Source organism: Stenotrophomonas sp. SMYL8 (assembly GCF_036320065.1).
Lineage (GTDB): Bacteria > Pseudomonadota > Gammaproteobacteria > Xanthomonadales > Xanthomonadaceae > Stenotrophomonas > Stenotrophomonas maltophilia_A.
On record NZ_JAWIRR010000018.1, the window covers coordinates 25,571 to 41,169 of the forward strand.

General features: G+C 67.1%; 17 protein-coding genes. 10 read left to right on the forward strand and 7 right to left on the reverse strand.

Features of this window, described 5'->3' with window-relative positions; all coding sequences use genetic code 11:
- Positions 1–100: 100 nt before the first annotated feature.
- Complete coding sequence (locus V3B25_RS14490) at positions 101–853, reverse strand: SDR family NAD(P)-dependent oxidoreductase (protein WP_019337645.1); 753 nt, start codon at positions 851–853, stop codon at positions 101–103.
- A gap of 116 nt (positions 854–969) precedes the next feature.
- Between V3B25_RS14490 and V3B25_RS14495 the strand changes: the two genes are divergently transcribed.
- Positions 970–1,437, forward strand: a complete 468-nt coding sequence (locus V3B25_RS14495) for a DUF1456 family protein (RefSeq protein WP_005411992.1) — start codon at positions 970–972, stop codon at positions 1,435–1,437.
- Here the strand turns inward: V3B25_RS14495 and V3B25_RS14500 are convergent.
- Complete coding sequence (locus V3B25_RS14500; protein WP_329810883.1) at positions 1,406–2,293, reverse strand: LysR family transcriptional regulator; 888 nt, start codon at positions 2,291–2,293, stop codon at positions 1,406–1,408. The genes V3B25_RS14495 and V3B25_RS14500 overlap by 32 nt on opposite strands.
- 50 nt (positions 2,294–2,343) lie before the next feature.
- Here V3B25_RS14500 and V3B25_RS14505 point away from each other — a divergent pair, with 50 nt between their 5' ends.
- Complete coding sequence (locus tag V3B25_RS14505) at positions 2,344–3,585, forward strand: MFS transporter (protein ID WP_180838493.1); 1,242 nt, start codon at positions 2,344–2,346, stop codon at positions 3,583–3,585.
- Here V3B25_RS14505 and V3B25_RS14510 read toward each other — a convergent pair.
- Positions 3,582–4,280 carry a TorF family putative porin gene (locus V3B25_RS14510; RefSeq protein WP_100470168.1) on the reverse strand — a complete coding sequence of 233 codons (699 nt, stop codon included), beginning with the start codon at positions 4,278–4,280 and terminating at the stop codon, positions 3,582–3,584. The two genes, V3B25_RS14505 and V3B25_RS14510, sit on opposite strands and share 4 nt — an antisense overlap.
- Before the next feature lie 178 nt (positions 4,281–4,458).
- Between V3B25_RS14510 and V3B25_RS14515 the strand changes: the two genes are divergently transcribed.
- On the forward strand, positions 4,459–4,848 hold the full coding sequence (locus tag V3B25_RS14515; RefSeq protein WP_032130333.1) for a DUF6165 family protein: 390 nt from the start codon (positions 4,459–4,461) through the stop codon (positions 4,846–4,848).
- On the opposite strand, the gene V3B25_RS14520 is transcribed toward V3B25_RS14515, so the two are convergent.
- Together V3B25_RS14520 and V3B25_RS14525 are read right to left on the reverse strand one after the other, a co-directional pair.
- Positions 4,793–5,527, reverse strand: a complete 735-nt coding sequence (locus tag V3B25_RS14520; RefSeq protein ID WP_329810884.1) for a response regulator transcription factor — start codon at positions 5,525–5,527, stop codon at positions 4,793–4,795. The two genes, V3B25_RS14515 and V3B25_RS14520, sit on opposite strands and share 56 nt — an antisense overlap.
- Positions 5,528–5,717: 190 nt before the next feature.
- On the reverse strand, positions 5,718–6,290 hold the full coding sequence (locus V3B25_RS14525; RefSeq protein WP_032130335.1) for an Ax21 family protein: 573 nt from the start codon (positions 6,288–6,290) through the stop codon (positions 5,718–5,720).
- A 210-nt stretch (positions 6,291–6,500) separates the two neighbouring features.
- Here V3B25_RS14525 and V3B25_RS14530 point away from each other — a divergent pair, with 210 nt between their 5' ends.
- Complete coding sequence (locus V3B25_RS14530; protein WP_329810885.1) at positions 6,501–8,903, forward strand: DPP IV N-terminal domain-containing protein; 2,403 nt, start codon at positions 6,501–6,503, stop codon at positions 8,901–8,903.
- Between the two features lie 91 nt (positions 8,904–8,994).
- Positions 8,995–9,354: a DUF1428 domain-containing protein gene (locus tag V3B25_RS14535; RefSeq protein ID WP_005420538.1), complete on the forward strand. Its 360-nt coding sequence runs from the start codon at positions 8,995–8,997 to the stop codon at positions 9,352–9,354.
- A 15-nt stretch (positions 9,355–9,369) separates the two neighbouring features.
- On the opposite strand, the gene V3B25_RS14540 is transcribed toward V3B25_RS14535, so the two are convergent.
- Both V3B25_RS14540 and V3B25_RS14545 read right to left on the reverse strand, forming a co-directional pair.
- Positions 9,370–10,071, reverse strand: a complete 702-nt coding sequence (locus V3B25_RS14540; protein WP_329810886.1) for a hypothetical protein — start codon at positions 10,069–10,071, stop codon at positions 9,370–9,372.
- Between the two features lie 107 nt (positions 10,072–10,178).
- Positions 10,179–11,072: a hypothetical protein gene (locus tag V3B25_RS14545; RefSeq protein WP_049435203.1), complete on the reverse strand. Its 894-nt coding sequence runs from the start codon at positions 11,070–11,072 to the stop codon at positions 10,179–10,181.
- A gap of 491 nt (positions 11,073–11,563) precedes the next feature.
- Between V3B25_RS14545 and V3B25_RS14550 the strand changes: the two genes are divergently transcribed.
- The 5 genes from V3B25_RS14550 to V3B25_RS14570 all read left to right on the forward strand — a co-directional run bounded on the left by V3B25_RS14550 (position 11,564) and on the right by V3B25_RS14570 (position 15,584).
- A complete protein-coding gene (locus tag V3B25_RS14550; RefSeq protein WP_049421476.1) occupies positions 11,564–12,997 on the forward strand; it encodes a Do family serine endopeptidase in 1,434 nt (477 codons plus the stop codon).
- Positions 12,998–13,098: 101 nt separating this feature from the next.
- Positions 13,099–13,464 carry a hypothetical protein gene (locus tag V3B25_RS14555; protein WP_032128158.1) on the forward strand — a complete coding sequence of 122 codons (366 nt, stop codon included), beginning with the start codon at positions 13,099–13,101 and terminating at the stop codon, positions 13,462–13,464.
- Positions 13,465–13,472: 8 nt separating this feature from the next.
- Entirely contained in the window at positions 13,473–13,943 is a 471-nt protein-coding gene (locus V3B25_RS14560) for a phage holin family protein (protein ID WP_049398102.1), read from the forward strand.
- On the forward strand, positions 13,940–14,407 hold the full coding sequence (locus V3B25_RS14565) for a protein sip-5 (RefSeq protein ID WP_329810887.1): 468 nt from the start codon (positions 13,940–13,942) through the stop codon (positions 14,405–14,407). The genes V3B25_RS14560 and V3B25_RS14565 overlap by 4 nt, the downstream gene beginning before the upstream one ends.
- Positions 14,408–14,474: 67 nt before the next feature.
- Complete coding sequence (locus V3B25_RS14570) at positions 14,475–15,584, forward strand: AI-2E family transporter (protein WP_329810888.1); 1,110 nt, start codon at positions 14,475–14,477, stop codon at positions 15,582–15,584.
- The last annotated feature ends 15 nt before the right edge of the window (positions 15,585–15,599 follow it).

A 15,599-nucleotide genomic window follows, 5' to 3' on the forward strand; every position in this document is an offset into this window, starting at 1 on the left:
ACACCCCCCCCCCCCACCTCTCATTTTTTTCTCAGCCCGCCCCCCCCCCCCCCCCCCCCCCACCCCCCCCCCCCCCCCCCCTCGACTCTACAAATGAACGTCAGCCTTCGCGGGCGACCTGGAAACCGGCGAAGGACTGGCTGACCGGCATCAGTTCCAGGCGATTGATGTTCAGGTGCGGCGGCAGGCTGGCCACCCAGAAGATCTGTTCGGCGATGTCTTCGGCGGTCATCGGGTTGGCGCCGGTGTAGAGCTTGTCCGATGCAGCCTGGTCGCCATGGGTACGCACCACGGTGAACTCGGTTTCGGCCATGCCCGGCTCGATCGTGGTCACGCGCACGCCGGTGCCGTGCAGGTCCGAACGCAGGCCGAGCGAGAACTGGCTGACGAAGGCCTTGGTGCCACCGTAGGCGTTGCCACCCGGGTACGGATAGACGCCGGCCACCGACGAAATGTTGATGATTGCGCCCTTGCGCTCCACCAGCTGCGGCAGCAGGCGGTGGGTCAGGGTCACCAGCGCGGTGATGTTGGTGTCGATCATCGTGGTCCAGTCCGACAGCTTGGCGCTCTGTGCCGGCGCGGTGCCCTGCGCCAGGCCGGCGTTGTTGACCAGCAGATCGATCTCGCCAAAGGCCGGCGGCAGTGCCAGCAGCGCCGCTTCCATCGCCACCGGATCGCGGATGTCGAAGGCGGCGGCATGCACCACGTCCTTGCCGTAGCGCTCGACCAGCGGCTGCAGGCGTTCGCCGCGGCGGCCGGTGGCGATCACCTTCCAGCCCGCCTGGGCGAAGCGGTGGACGGCGGCGGCGCCGAAGCCGGACGTGGCGCCGGTAATCAGGACAGTGCGGGTCATCAGGCAACTCCAGGGGAAAAACCAGACCCCCATTCTGGCACCGTCGGCCGGGGGTTGCGTTGCCTGATCGGCCAGATCCGGCCCCGCCTGTCGGGGTGACCGGTACAATTGGGGCCATGATCAACAACGATGTCCTGCGCAGCGTGCGCTACTCCCTGGACCTGGGCGACCACCACGTGGTGACCCTGTGCCAGATGGCCGACCCCGCCTTCGCCGTGGATCCGGAACAGGTGAAAGCCTGGCTGCGCCGCGAGGACGAAGCCGGTTTCGAAGCGATGAGCGACAGCGCGCTGGCGCACTTCCTCGACGGCCTGATCGTGCACCTGCGCGGTCGCGATGAGAGCCAGCCGCAGCGTGCGGTGGAAACCCGCATCGACAACAACCTGGTGCTGAAGAAGCTGCGCGTCGCCTTCCAGCTGCGCGACGTCGATCTGATGGAGATCTTCGCCAGCGCCGGCTTCAACGTCTCCAAGTCGGAAGTGGGCGCCTTGTTCCGCCAGCCCGGGCACACCAACTACCGGCGCTGCCTGGACCAGATGCTGCGCAATTTCCTCAAGGGCCTGAGCCTGCGCCTGCGCGGCTGAGCACGGCCTCGACGAACGCCCGCGCCGCCGGTGTCGGCAGTCGCTGCCAGACCAGGTGCACGCGGCGGGTCGGGGTCGGCTGCAGCGGAATCTGTACCACCCCCTGGAACCCGTCGGCGATCAACGCTGGCACGATGCCAACCGCCAGCCCATGGCGGACGAAGCGCTCGATCAGTTCCATCAGATTGACCTCGAAGCGCACCGTGTGCGGCAGGCCAGCGGCAGCGAAGGCATCGTCGGTCTGCCGTCGCGCACCGGTGCCGCGCGGAAAGTCGACCAGCGCCTCGTCCTGCAGTTCGGTCAATGGCAGCCGCTTGCGGCGGGCCAAGCGGTGTGACGGCGCCAGCACCGCCACCAGGTCTTCTTCCTGCAGCATCTGGTGGCAGACCCCGTCCAGCCCTGCCGACGGCGCCAATCCGACCAGCGCCACGTCCAGCTCTCGCGACTGCACCTGCGCGATCAGGTCCTCGCTCTTGTCGACCCGCAGCTGGAACTCCACCTGCGGGTGCGCCTGCTGGAAGGCCGCCAGCATCGCCACCACATCGATGTCGGTCAGCGAGGAGATCTGCCCGATCGCCAGCAGGCCACGCACCTCGCCAGTAACGGCGGCCACGTCGGCGCGCAGGTGGCGCAGGCTGGCCAGCACCAGGCGTGCATGCACCAGCAGCGCCTCGCCGGCGGCGGTGGCCCGCACCTGGCGAGGCAGGCGCTCGAACAGCGTTGTGCCCAGTTCCTGCTCCAGGTAGGCAATCTGGTGGCTCAACGCGGACTGCACCACGTGGCAGCGTTCTGCGGCGCGGGTGAAATTGCCCTCTTCGGCCAGGGCGACGGCAAACTCGAGCTGCTTGAGATTCATCCAACTATCTCGTTTCCAGATGGCATGGATGATGATGATTCATTTCCATCATGGCCGCAGCAGGCGGACACTGTGCATCCCGCTTTGTGGAATACCGCGTGAGTCCGTCCCTCCCCCCTCTGCACCGCTGGCAGGTGCTGCTGATGTCGGTGGCTACCGGCGTGGCCGTGGCCAGCAACTACTATGCGCAGCCACTGCTGCACACCATCGCCGATGCCTTCGGCGTGCCATTCGGCCAGGTCGGCATGGTGGTCACTGCCGCACAGCTGAGCTATGCCGCCGGACTGATCCTGCTGGTGCCGCTGGGAGACCTGTTCGAACGCCGCCGCCTGATCGTGGTGATGAGCCTGCTGTCGGCAGGCGGGCTGGTGATCAGTGCCTGTGCACCGTCGCTGACCTGGTTGCTGGTCGGCACCGCGATCACCGGCCTGTTCTCGGTGGTGGCGCAGGTACTGGTGCCGTTTGCGGCCACGCTGGCCGCGCCGGAACATCGTGGCCGCGTGGTCGGCACATTGATGAGTGGCCTGCTGCTGGGCATCCTGCTGGCGCGCACCGTGGCCGGCCTGCTTTCCAGCCTGGGCGACTGGCGCCTGGTGTATGCGATCGCCGCCGGCACCCTGGTGCTGACCGCGCTGGCGCTGCAGCGCGGCCTGCCGCGATTTCACCACAGCGCCGGCCTCGGCTATTTCGCATTGCTGCGCTCGATCGGCGTGCTGTTCGTGCAGGAGCCGGTGCTGCGCCAGCGCACCCTGCTGGGCGCCTGCAGCTTCGCCATGTTCGCGATCTTCTGGACGCCGCTGGCGTTCCTGCTGGCACAACCGCCCTACGCCTACAGCGATGCCACCATCGGCCTGTTCGGGCTGGTCGGTGCCGCCGGCACGCTGGCTGCGGGCCTGGCCGGGCGCATGTCCGACCGCGGCCAGACCGGGCGTGCCACTGCCATCGCACTGATGCTGTTGCTGCTCTCGTGGCTGCCGTTGGGGCTGTCGGCACACTCGCTGCTGGCGCTGCTGGTCGGCGTGGTGGTGCTGGACCTGGCCGCGCAGCTGCTGCACGTCAGTAACCAGAACCTGATCTATGCACTGCAACCGGCAGCGCGCAACCGCCTCAATGCCGGCTACATGACCGGCTACTTCATCGGCGGTTCGCTGGGTTCGCTGCTGTCGGCGCAGGTCTACCAGCGCTTCGGCTGGACCGGCGTCTGCGTGGCCGGTGCTGCGGTGGCCATGCTGGCCCTGCTGCTGTGGCTGCCCGGCGCGCTGCGCGCGCGCCAGGCTTCGGTGACTGACTAGAAGCTGCCCTGCAGCGCCAGCTCCCAGCGTCCGCCGGCATTGCCCGGAAACAGCCGCTTCGCTGCGTTGTCGGTGTCATGCACGGTGGCGCGCAGTTCCCATGCCGGGGTCAGCGAGGCGATGGCACTGAGCTGGCCATGCAGGTAATCAGGCCCCTGTGCGGTGGCCAGCCAGTACTGGCCTACCGCAGCTTCAAGGCGGAACCGTTCGTGCAACGGCACCCGCACACCCAGCTGGGCGTAGGTGCCGCGACGGCCGCCCGCCAGCGCGTCGTTGGAATGCGCCAGCTGCAGCCAGGCGCGCTGCTTCCAGGTCACGGTGGTATTGAGCTCGGTCCAGTCCAGCGCGCGGCCGGTGCCCGGGTACACGTAGCGGGTCAGGTTGGCATCCAGTGCCCAGTCCGGTGCCAGTGCACCACTCCAACCGGCCACCAGGTCAAACTCGCTGCGCGCGCCGTTGTCCGGCTTGAACGATACGTTGGACCCCCAAACGCTGGCGTACCAGCCCGATGGGATCGAGACCTTCGCGCCGGCCTGCACCGCCGGGTCGCCGTCGCTCTGCGAGCTGCCGCGCCACACGTAATCGCTGGTCAATGCGGCACTGCCACTCACCTGCACCTGCGCCTGGGCGGTGCCGATGCCGAGCAGCCCTGCCAGGGCGGCCACCACTGCCGCCATCATCCCCTTGCTGTTCACTGCACTGTGTTCCTCGTCGAAGGCGGTCACGCCGCCGGGACCGCAGTGTCGAGGCGGTGGCCGTAACGGATCGAGGGTGCTGCCGGGCCCGTGGCGCAAATTCGGCGTAAATCCCGCGGACCGGGGCCACATGCCAGCAGCGCGGTATCATGGCGCCCTGTTTCCAGGAACCAACTGCGTGGACGCCATCCTGACTCCGGTATCGATCGGCGAGCTGATCGACAAGATCACCATTCTCGAGATCAAGGCCGAGCGCATCGACGATGCCGCCAAGCTGAGCAACGTGCGCACCGAGCTGGACGGCCTGCTGCCGTTGCTGCAGCTGCAGCTGCAGGCTCAGCCGGCGCTGGCCGTGCTGAAGCAGCAGCTGAAGGCGATCAACGAGCGCATGTGGGACATCCAGGACCAGCTGCGCGACAAGGAAGCGGCCCAGGTGTTCGACGATGCCTTCATCCAGTTGGCGCGTGGTGTCTATGGCACCAATGGCGAGCGCGTGCAGGTGAAGAACGAGATCAACCGCGTGGCCGGTTCAGCCCTGGTGGAAGAGAAGCAGTACCAGGGCGAGTAACGCCGCCTCGCTCGGCGTCGATCAGATGGCGGAAGCGGAACAGCTCGCCATCGTTGCGGATGCCCAGCTTGCGGTAAGCCGCTCGCTTCTGCGTGCTGATGGTGCTGGCTGTACGCCCACTGCGGCGTGCCATCTCGCCGGTGCTGCAGCCGCGCAGCACCCACTGCAGGACGGTGCGCTCGCGCGTACTCAACCGTGGTGGACGCACGGGCTGCTGGCGTTGCCGGCGGGACTGGTTCAACTGTGCACGCAGTTCCGGCGGCACGAAGCGCCCGCCACGGGCAACCACGCTCACTGCCCGCAGCAGCGTCTGCGGCGCGCAGGCCTTGGACAGGAATCCGCGCGCACCGGCCTGCAGGGCCAAGGACACGACACCCGCGTTGCAGTGCGCGGACAACACCAGGATCGGCACTGCCGGCCAATGGCGTGATAGGTGCCGCAGCAGTTCCAGGCCTTCGCCGCTGTCACCGATCGGCAAGGCGTCGACCAGCAGCAGATCGATCGCGGCCGCCTGCTGCTGCAGGCGCTGCAGCAGATCACCGCTGCGACCGTAGCTTCCACCGACCTGCAGGTCCGCCTGCCGGGCCAGGACTTCCTGCACGCCATGCCGCAACAGCGGGTGCGGATCCAGCAGCAACAGGCGGCAGGGAGAATCGCGGGGCGACGGAAACGTGGGCATGGTTGCATTCCTGCAGAACAGGCCACTCACCCTAGGGCGCAGCCGACGCCTGCGGAATCCAATTCGTTGCAATGCCGCCCTTCCGCCGCGACACGGTCAGGTAGCGTTTGCCCAGCCGGAAACGCAACAGGCCCGGCATGGGCCGGGCCTGTCGAGGCATCTTCGGCGCGCAGGCGCGCCGAGGAAGCAGTTACCAGCTGAAGCGCGGGCCGACGGTGTATTCCTTGTCGCCGTCGCGGTTCATCTTCAGCTCGCCGTTCAGGCCCCAGTTCTGGTTCAGCTTGACCTGACCACCCAGGCGGCCGTACCACTGGCCTTCCGGATTGATGCCGTGCTTCTTCGAGAAATCTTCGTAGCCGACCATGCCGTAGACTTCGGCGTGGGCACCGAAGGCGGTACGGATACCGGCTTCAGCGCTGTAACCGTTGAAGTCCAGGCCGTGCTTCTGGTCGCGCTTCTGGTAGGCAACGCGGGCAACGAAGTCGGTGGTCGGAGCGATTTCAACGTTGTAGCCGGCGCCGATCTTCCACTGGTCCAGCTTGATGTTGGTGTGGTCGATTTCCTGGCGGCTGTACTCACCGAAAGCGTGGAAGTTCGGCAGGAAGCCGTACGAACCCTTCACGCCCCAGCCGTCGGCCTTGAACGCGTCGATGTCGGTCTTGGCGTAGTCGGCTTCGGCGTAGTTGTACGACAGGTTCTCAGCAGCCGAGGCGGTGAACGGCAGGGCAGCGGCCAGGGCCAGAGCAATCAGCGAATTCTTCATGGGGGTACACCTTTACTTTCTTATGGTGTGCAGCAGCGCCAGGGCGCCATCGCATCGGGAATGTAAATTCTCCGTTATTCGCCACAACGCTCCCTGAAAACAGCGGTCTTCGCATTGCTGAATTTTTTGCCTTGATTCAGGCTGTCTCTGGCATACGCGCGCGGCGCGCGTGCATTTGTGATTCGTCGTCGATTGCAACAGGAGGTTGCCTTGCACGTTTCCGATCCGCTGCTGATGCCTGTTCGCGCCGCCCTCCTGGCCTGCGCGGCCCTGTTCCCGATGCCCCCTGCGCACGCGTTGCAGGCGGCTGACTACCAACGCGCCGAACGCGTGCATGACAGTCATCTGCTCGGTGCGCTGCGCAATGCCTCGATCCTGCCCAACTGGCTGGCCGACGGCCGCTTCTGGTACGAACGTGAAGACGCGCAGGGCCGGCGCCAGGCGGTACTGGTCGATCCAGTCCAGGCCACACGCGAGGTCCTGTTCGAACCCGATGCGCTGGACGCTGCGCTGGCACCTCTCGGTGCCAGCGGACCACGCCTGCGCTTGAACAGCGTGCAGGTACTGGATGAAGGCCTGCGCCTGCAGTTCAACGGCGAGGCGGCGATCAGCTGTCAATGGCCACGCCTGCAGTGCGCGCGTTCGCAGGATGCAGCGCCAGCGACCGATGCACTGCCATCGCCCGGCGGTGATGCCTGGCTGCAGGTACGCGATCACAACCTGTGGCTGCAGTCGCCCGGAATGGCAGCACGAGCGCTGACCAGCGGCGGTGAACCCAATCATGGCTTTGGCGTGCTGCCGGACTTCACCCTGCGCCGCATTCCACGCCGCCAGGGCCGGATGCCGACGCGGCCGTTCGCGGTCGGCTGGTCACCGGATGGCCGCTACGTGGCCGGCATCCGCTACGACGAACGCGCGCTGCAGGACTACCCCTATCTGGAAAGCAGCCCGGCCAACAGCGCGCGGCCGCGCGTGCATACGGTGAAGTTGGGGCTGCTGGGTGACACCCGGCAGGTGCGCGACAGCCTGTATGTGGTCGACACCCGCAACGGCCAGCAGCATGACATCGCCTTGCCGGAAGGCTGGAACACCCTCAGCGAAGCCGGCGTACTCGGCTGGGACGGCGACCGGTTGTATGCCGTGATCGCGCACTTCGGCGCACCGCGCAGGCTGCGCCTGGTGGAGATCGATGCCAACAGCGGCGCGTTGCGCACGGTTCTGGAAGAGGCCAGCGACACCCGCCTGCAGCTCAACGTGTATTCCTACAACCGGCCAGCGGTGGCCATCCTGCCCGGCCAGGACGCGGCTGTATGGTTCTCGCAGCGCGATGGCTGGGGCCACCTGTACCGGGTGCGCCTGTCCGACGGTAAAGTGCTGCGCCAGCTCACCGGCGGCCAATGGGCGGTGCGTGACCTGCTGGGCGTAGATGCGGCAGGTGGCTGGGCGTACTTCAGCGCCGGCGGCGTCCACGGTGGCGACCCCTACGTGCGCGGCCTGTACCGGGTATCGCTGCAGGGTGGACCGGTCCAGCGCCTGGCCGCCGATGGCAACGACCACATGGCCGATGCCGGTACCGGCGCGCTGTTCGGCGGGCGGGGCCCCCAGGCGCTGTCGCCTGGCGGTGGCTATCTGGTGGATACCGTTTCCCGTCTCGACCAGCCACCACGCACCGTGCTGCGGGCCAACGATGACGGCCGTGAAGTGATGGTGCTGGAAACAGCCGATGACAGCGCGATCGTTGCTGCCGGCTGGCGCCCACCACGGCGCGAACGGCTGCTGGCCGCCGATGGGCGAACGCCGATCTTCGCCACCGTCTACCTGCCCCGCGACTATCGCGATGACGGCAGCTTTCCGGTGATCGACGCGATGTACGGTGGCTCCTTCGTCAGCAATGCGCCGGTGACCTACGCCGAGGCGGTGTCCGCCTTGAATCCGGTGTCACGCGCCAGCCTGGCCGAACTGGGCTTCGTGGTGGTCAGCATCGACGCGCGCGGCACCGGTGGCCGCGACAGGGCGTTCCATGACAGCAGCTTCCTGCACGGGGCAGATGTGCAGCTGGATGACCATGTGGCTGCGCTGCGCCAGCTGGGCGAACGCTACCGGGGCATCGACCTGCAGCGGGTCGGCATCTACGGGCATTCGTTCGGTGGTTACAGTGCAGCGCGCGCCCTGCTGCGCTATCCGGCGTTCTACAAGGTGGGCGTGGCCTCGGCCGGCAGCCACAATTTCCAGGGCATGTACGGCGGTGCATTGCACGGCATGGACCGGCTGTTCGGTGGCGTGCTGCCGCCAACACCCCTGGCCGATGGCGTGCCGGCGCCGTTTGCCGGGCTCGACAATGCAGCGTTGGCCGGCGACCTGCGCGGGCATCTGCTGCTGGTCTATGGCGAACTGGACGAGAACGCGCCGCCGGCGCTGACCCTGCAGCTGGCCGCCGCCCTGAACACGGCCCAGCGCAGCTACGACCTGCTGTACCTGGCCCGGCAGGACCACGAACTGTTCCGCAACGACGCCACCTACACGCACCGCATGTGGGACTACTTCGTGCGCCACCTGGCCGGCCAGCAGCCACCGGAGACGGTGCTGGCGCCGCTGCCCGGCGGCCCCGGCTGAACAGGCACACACAGGATGTCGATCCACGGCGCCCTGGTTCGTCGTGTACTTGAAGGCCGTGCATGCGGCACGGTCCATCCGGAGGCAGGCAATGAGCTACATCGATGGTTTCGTCCTGGCGGTTCCCACCGCCAACAAGGAGAAGTTCCTCGCCCATGCACGCACAGGGGATCCCGTTTTCATCGAGTACGGCGCACTGCGCGTGGTGGAGTGCTGGGGCGATGACGTGCCGCACGGCAAGACCACCGATTTCTTCGGCGCGGTGAAAGCCACGCCGGACGAGACAGTGGTGTTTTCTTGGATCGAATGGCCCGACAAATCGACCCGCGACGCCGGTATGAAGAAGATGATGGAAGACCCGCGGTTTGATCCAACGAAGAATCCGATGCCGTTTGACGGTGCGCGGATGATCTACGGCGGCTTCGTGCCGATCTACGAGCTGACGCGCTGAACCCGGCGGACGTGCTCAGCGCGCGTCCGTTTCATCGCTGGCAGCGGCATGGCCGGCGCCCAGTGCGGCGCCGGCACCGAGGCCCATGCCGCCCATTCCGGCCCCCATTCCGCCACCGCCACCGCCGCCACCACCGCCACCACCCGCACGACCGCCCTTGGCATCGCCATCGTTGCGGCTCTTGCCACCGCCACTGGCAGCGGGCCGGGTCGGGCCCTGCGGTGGAATCTGCAGGTCGGTCGGGATGGGGGCCAGATCCAGCGCTTCGCGCACGAAGTCGCGCAGCGAGACCACCAGTTCGTGGAGGTGCACCGGCCGCCCCTGTGCCAGTTCGTTGGCCGCACGCGCGGCCAGCCGCACCTGCTCGTCGGTGCCCAGCAACAGGATGTCCGACAGTGCCGCTTCAACCGCATCGCGGATGCGGCGCGCGCGATCCGAGCGGGGTTCGGCGATGCCTTCGGCATTTTCGCGCTGGCGCAGGTCGCGGCGATGGCTGGGATCCACACCCAGTTCGCCAGTGAACGACCCGCCCAGGGTCTTGTAGGCCGCCATCAGCGTGCGCAGCCGTTCGTTGATCTGCCGGTTCTCGCGTTCGCGGCGCTGTTGCAGGGTCTGCATCACCAGCAGGCGGATGCCCACGCCCAGCAGGGTGATCAGGACCAGGCCGGCCAACGTGGACAGCACGCCCTGCCAGGAACTGAAGTCGATACCACGCATGCCCGGGGCTCCTGCAGGAAGAACCTGCATCTTGCCCCAGACCGTGCCCCAGAAACGCGAAAGGCCCCACCACCCGTTGGGTGGCAGGGCCTTCGGTCACGGCGCGATTACTTGCGCTTGGCGACCTTGCGCACGGCCTTCTTGGCCGGAGCCTTCTTGGCGGCGACCTTCTTCAGCGGCGCAGCCTTCTTGGCGACCGTCTTGCGGGTGGCGGCAACCTTCTTGCCCACCGCCTTCTTGGCAACGGCGGTCTTCTTGCCGACAACCTTCTTGGCAGCAGCGGTCTTCTTGCCGACGGCCTTCTTGGCGACAGCAGCCTTCTTGCCGACAACCTTCTTGGCGGCCGCGGTCTTCCTGGTGGCGACCTTCTTGGTAGCGGCAACCTTCTTGCCGACAACCTTCTTGGCAGCCACGGCCTTCTTGCCAGCGACCTTCTTGGCGGCGACGGTCTTCTTGGCCACGGCCTTCTTGGCGGTGGCGACCTTCTTGCCGACAACCTTCTTGGCGGCCGCGGTCTTCTTGGCAACGGTCTTCTTGGCGACGGCGGCCTTCTTGGTGGCAGCCTTCTTCACGGTAGCGACCTTCTTGCCAGCAGCCTTGGTGGCAGCCTTGGTGGTCTTCTTGGCAGCGGCGGCCTTCTTGGTCACGGCCTTGCCTGCAGCCGCCTTCTTCTTGGCCACTTCCTTCTTCAGGGCAGCGGCTTCGGCCTTGGCGTTCTTCTTGGCGGCTTCCAGCTTCTTCTTGGCGTTGGCAACAGTCTTGCCGACCGACTTGGCAGCCTTCTCGGCCTTCTTGGCAACGGTCTTCTCGACCTTGGCCACGGCCTTCTTGGCCTTGGCAACGCGGGTGCCGGCAGCCTTGGTGGCGCGCTTGACGGTCTTCTTGACCGACTTCACTGCGTCTTCGGCAGCGTGGGCGATGGTCTCGCCAACGTTGGTGGCGGTTTCTTTGACGTTCTCGACGGCGTCGGTCACGACCGACACACCATTACCGTTGCTCATGTTGCCCTCCTGCGGGCCTTAAGTATCAAAACGGGGCGATGCTATACCGACATTGACGATCGTGGAACGGGGCGTGCGCCCGCAATCGCATCTGCTGCGACGGTAATGGTGTAGCCCAGCACCCTCTCGAGCACAGCGGGTTGACAGGAAACCCCTTTTTTTCAGTGCTGCGCCGCACGGTGCGGGTAGCGGCAGGTGCTGCCTGCGTGCACCTGCCCGAGTACTGCGAAAGGCATGCGATATGGCGCATCGCGGCACCAGGATGCGCAGAACTGCGCAAGTATCGGCCTGTATCCACACGCGCTTCGGCAGACGTCGGCACATTGCGAAGCACGCCCGACGTTGTCGCCACCGCCCCACAGATGGCGACGCCGACCCGCGTTCCGCGCGCCCGGTTTTCATGGCGCATTTATCCAGATCGCGACACACTCATTCAGCTTGTTTTACCGTAGGGCCGAACCGCCCCCACCCACGCCAGCGAACCGACTCCCATGCGACCGCTTCCCACCCTGCTCACGCTCGCAATCGCCGCCGCCTTCGGTGGCTTCGTTGCCACCGGCATCAATGCCCACCTGGACAACCGTGCCGACGCCGCACCGCTGCCTGCGGTACTGCCGACCACGGCGGCATTGCCGGCCTCGGTGGCCGGACAGGCGGTGCCGTCGCTGGCACCGATGCTGGAGAAGGCGATGCCGGCCGTGGTCAGCGTCAACACCAAGCAGGTGGTGCGCGTGCGCAACCCTTTCTTCAACGACCCGTTCTTCCGCCGCCTGTTCCCGGACATCCCGCAGGAACGCATCAACGAATCGCTGGGCTCGGGCGTGATCATCGACGCCAAGGAGGGCCTGGTGCTGACCAACCACCACGTCATCGACAACGCCGATGACGTGCAGGTGACACTGGCCGACGGGCGCACGGTCAAGGCCGAGTTCCTCGGTTCGGACCGCGATACCGACATCGCGCTGATCCGCATCCCGGCGCAGAACCTGACCGACATCAAGCTCGGCAACAGCGACCAGCTTCGGGTCGGTGACTTCGTGGTGGCCATCGGCAACCCGTTCGGCTTCAGCCAGACGGTCACCTCCGGCATCGTCTCGGCGGTGGGCCGCAGCGGCATCCGCGGGCTGGGCTACCAGAACTTCATCCAGACCGATGCGTCGATCAACCCGGGCAACTCCGGTGGCGCACTGGTCGACCTGCAGGGCCAGCTGGTCGGCATCAATACCGCCAGCTTCAACCCGCAGGGCAGCATGGCCGGCAACATCGGCCTGGGCCTGGCGATCCCCTCCAACCTGGCGCGCAGCGTGGTCGACCAGCTGGTCAAGCACGGCGTAGTGGTGCGCGGCACGCTGGGCGTGGAGAGCCAGAACCTGACCGCGCAGATCGCGCAGGGCCTGGGCCTGGGTGAAACCCGTGGTGCGCTGATCACCCGCGTGCTGGCCGGTTCGGCCGCTGCGACCGCCGGCCTGAAGCCGGGCGACGTGGTGGTCTCGGCCAACGGCCAACGCGTGGACAGCGCCGAAGCCCTGCACAACGTGGAAGGCCTGGCGGCGGTCGGCAGCACGCTGACGCTGGACGTGCGCCGCGAGGGCAAGCCGCTGCAGATCAAGGCAACCTTGAAGGAACAGGCGCGCGCGGTCACCGGCGAGAGCCTGGACCCGCGCCTGACCGGGGCCACCTTCGTCGACCTGCCCGAGTCGCTGCGCCAGTCCGGTGTCGGTGGCGTGCTGGTCAGCGAGGTCAAGCGCGGCAGCCGCGCGGCCACCAACGGCCTGCAGCAGGGCGACATCATCACCGATGCCACCGTGGGCGAATTCGCCGACCTGGCCAGCTGGCGCGCCAACTTCCAGCAGCGCCCGCCGACCCTGGTGATACGCGTGCTGCGCAACAATGGCCAGCAGCAGGGCCAGCTCGTGATGCGCTGATCGCCCTGCCGTAACACCCCCTATACCCCGGCAATGCTATTGCTGTCAGTCCAGGTCGGCACCGCCGACTCCCGTTCCCCCATCGCAACAGGAGTGATTCGATGAGCCCCACCAATACCGAGAACCTGAAGGAACACCTGGGTGAAGCCGGTTCCCACCTGAAGCAGGCCGCGTCGGCCGCCGGCGGTGCGATCAAGGGTGCAACCGGCGCAGCCGGCGACGAACTGCGCATCGGCAAGGCCAACGTCAAGGCTGAACTGTCCGACAGCGCGCTGTCCGGCCTGGCCGCCGCCGAATTTGGTGGTGCAGCCGCCAAGGAACAGGTCGACGCGCTGATGGACAAGGGCAAGGACCTGATCGACAGCGCCGCTGAGCTGATCCGTGAACGTCCGCTGGCCTCGTTCGGTGTCGCCTTCGCTGCCGGCTGGATCATCGCCAAGCTGGCCCGCGGCAGCAGCGACAAGTAAGCCGCGGCGTGAGCGAAGACAACGCGCAAGCGCCTGATCCGGCGGCTACCCCGCCGCTGGATGAGAGCATCCGCCAGGTCGGCGCGGCCGGTCGTGCCGCTGCCGATTCTGCCAAGCACACGCTGCGCTCGCTGCGCCGGTTGGCCTCGGCCGACTTCGCGCTGGCGCGTAGTGCATTCGGTCGCGCGCTGGCCTGGGCCGGCGTGGCGATCGTGTTCGGTGCCTCGGCCTGGCTGCTGATGGCCGCCACCCTCATCGCCCTGCTGCAGAGCTGGGGCCTGAGCTGGCTGCAGGCGCTGCTGATCACCTCGCTGCTGAGCCTGGCCGTCACCGGTTATGCGATCTGGCGGGTGTCCTACTTCTTCCACCACACCGGCATGCACGCTACCCGGCGCCAGCTGTCACGCCTGGGCCTGTTCGACGAACCCAGCGAAGACGATCCCGATGCCGAGGTGCAGCTGCCCGAGGGCAAGCCATGAAGTTCGGCGCGCTGCAACGGCGGGTGAAACGCTGCGAACAGGTGGTGACCGTGCGCCTGGGCGAAACCCAGGACCACTGGTCCACACTCAGCGACGTCTGGCGAAAGGGCTGGTCGCCGCTGCGCATCGTGGTGGTCGGCCTGGCCGGTGGCTTCATCGCCGGCAAGCTGGAAGTGCCGGGCAAGGTCAACGGTGCCCGCTGGCTGCAGATGGTGGGTTCGGTCTCGAACCTGTTCGCCAGTGCACAGGCGGCGTTCGCCACGGCGATGGCGGCGCAGGCCGCAGCCACTGCCGACGACGCGGCTGAGGAAGCCGACGAAGCCAGCGAACTGGCACAGGCGGCGGCCTCCGCTGCCGAGCCACGGCCGGCACCGGCTCCACGTTCCGTGCCGGAGCCAGAACCGGAACCGGACCTGCGCGGACCGCGTCCGGCCGAAGCGGCTACCGAGCTGTCCGAACGTTGATCCATGGAATCCGCCGCGCCGATCGCGGCCGGCGGATAATGCGCTCCCCTTCCCGGTTGGTGCGTCGATGAGCGAGTCCCTCCTGTCCCCGTCACCGGCCGGCCCCGAACAGCCCGACGCCCCGTTGCCGCCACCGTCGCGTCCGCGCGGACCGATGTCGCTGGTGGTGCTGGCGACCCTGGCGGTGGGCTACACGCTGTGGGCGGCACAGGACATCATCCTGCCGGTGCTGCTGGCGATGTTCTTCGCACTGGTCGGCAATCCGATCCTGCGCCTGCTGCAGAAGCTGTGGATTCCACGTGCGCTGGGCGCTCTGCTGACCCTCGGCGCGGGCCTGGGCGTGACCGGTTCGCTGGCGGTGCAGTTGATCGGCCCGGCAATGGAATGGGCACAGGAAGCACCGCAGCAGCTGCGCAAGATCGCCCGCCAGGTGCAGGACCTGACCAAGCCGGTGCAGCAGGCCAACCAGGCTGCGGAGAACTTCGCCCGTGTTGCCGGTGGCGACAGCAACCGCAAGGTGCAGGTGATCCGCGCCCAGCTCGATGACCCGTACCGCATGTTGACCCGTGCGCCGCGGCTGGCCGCCTCGGTGCTGGCGGTGGTGCTGCTGACCCTGTTCTTCATGATCTACGGGCAGAGCCTGCAACGCGCGGCGATCGCCCTGTTCCCGAACCGTCAGCAGCAGCGCTTCACCAGTGACATCCTGCGTTCGATCGAGCGCGAGGTGTCGCGCTATGTGCTGACCATCAGCGTGATCAACACCCTGGTCGGGCTGGTGTTCGCCGGCGTACTGATGCTGCTCGGCATCGGCCTGCAGGAAGCGTTGCTGTGGGGCACGGTGGCCGCACTGCTGAATTTCGCTCCGTATGTGGGTCCGTTGATCGGCGTGGCGCTGATGCTGCTGATGGGCTTCGTGGAATTCCGCGACCCGCTGCAGGCCCTGCTGCCAGCCGCCGCCTACCTGGGCCTGCACACCCTGGAAGGGCAGATGGTGACCCCGATCGTGCTGGGCCGTCGCATGAAACTGTCGCCACTGGTGCTGATCCTGGCGCTGATGGTGTTCGGCTGGGCCTGGGGCATGATCGGCCTGCTGCTGGCGGTGCCGCTGCTGGTCTGCATCAAGCTGGTGCTGGCGCGGCTGGACGGGATGCAGGGCTGGGCGCGTCTGCTGGAATGAAAGCCCGCGCGGGCA

Coding starts and splice junctions, on each gene's coding strand:
- V3B25_RS14495 (WP_005411992.1), top strand. CDS start 970: ATGATCAACAACGATGTCCTGCGCAGCGTGCGCTACTCCCTGGACCTG.
- V3B25_RS14570 (WP_329810888.1), top strand. CDS start 14,475: ATGAGCGAGTCCCTCCTGTCCCCGTCACCGGCCGGCCCCGAACAGCCC.
- V3B25_RS14555 (WP_032128158.1), top strand. CDS start 13,099: ATGAGCCCCACCAATACCGAGAACCTGAAGGAACACCTGGGTGAAGCC.
- V3B25_RS14490 (WP_019337645.1), bottom strand. CDS start 853: ATGACCCGCACTGTCCTGATTACCGGCGCCACGTCCGGCTTCGGCGCC.
- V3B25_RS14540 (WP_329810886.1), bottom strand. CDS start 10,071: ATGCGTGGTATCGACTTCAGTTCCTGGCAGGGCGTGCTGTCCACGTTG.
- V3B25_RS14535 (WP_005420538.1), top strand. CDS start 8,995: ATGAGCTACATCGATGGTTTCGTCCTGGCGGTTCCCACCGCCAACAAG.
- V3B25_RS14550 (WP_049421476.1), top strand. CDS start 11,564: ATGCGACCGCTTCCCACCCTGCTCACGCTCGCAATCGCCGCCGCCTTC.
- V3B25_RS14565 (WP_329810887.1), top strand. CDS start 13,940: ATGAAGTTCGGCGCGCTGCAACGGCGGGTGAAACGCTGCGAACAGGTG.
- V3B25_RS14545 (WP_049435203.1), bottom strand. CDS start 11,072: ATGAGCAACGGTAATGGTGTGTCGGTCGTGACCGACGCCGTCGAGAAC.
- V3B25_RS14500 (WP_329810883.1), bottom strand. CDS start 2,293: ATGAATCTCAAGCAGCTCGAGTTTGCCGTCGCCCTGGCCGAAGAGGGC.
- V3B25_RS14505 (WP_180838493.1), top strand. CDS start 2,344: ATGGCCGCAGCAGGCGGACACTGTGCATCCCGCTTTGTGGAATACCGC.
- V3B25_RS14520 (WP_329810884.1), bottom strand. CDS start 5,527: ATGCCCACGTTTCCGTCGCCCCGCGATTCTCCCTGCCGCCTGTTGCTG.
- V3B25_RS14525 (WP_032130335.1), bottom strand. CDS start 6,290: ATGAAGAATTCGCTGATTGCTCTGGCCCTGGCCGCTGCCCTGCCGTTC.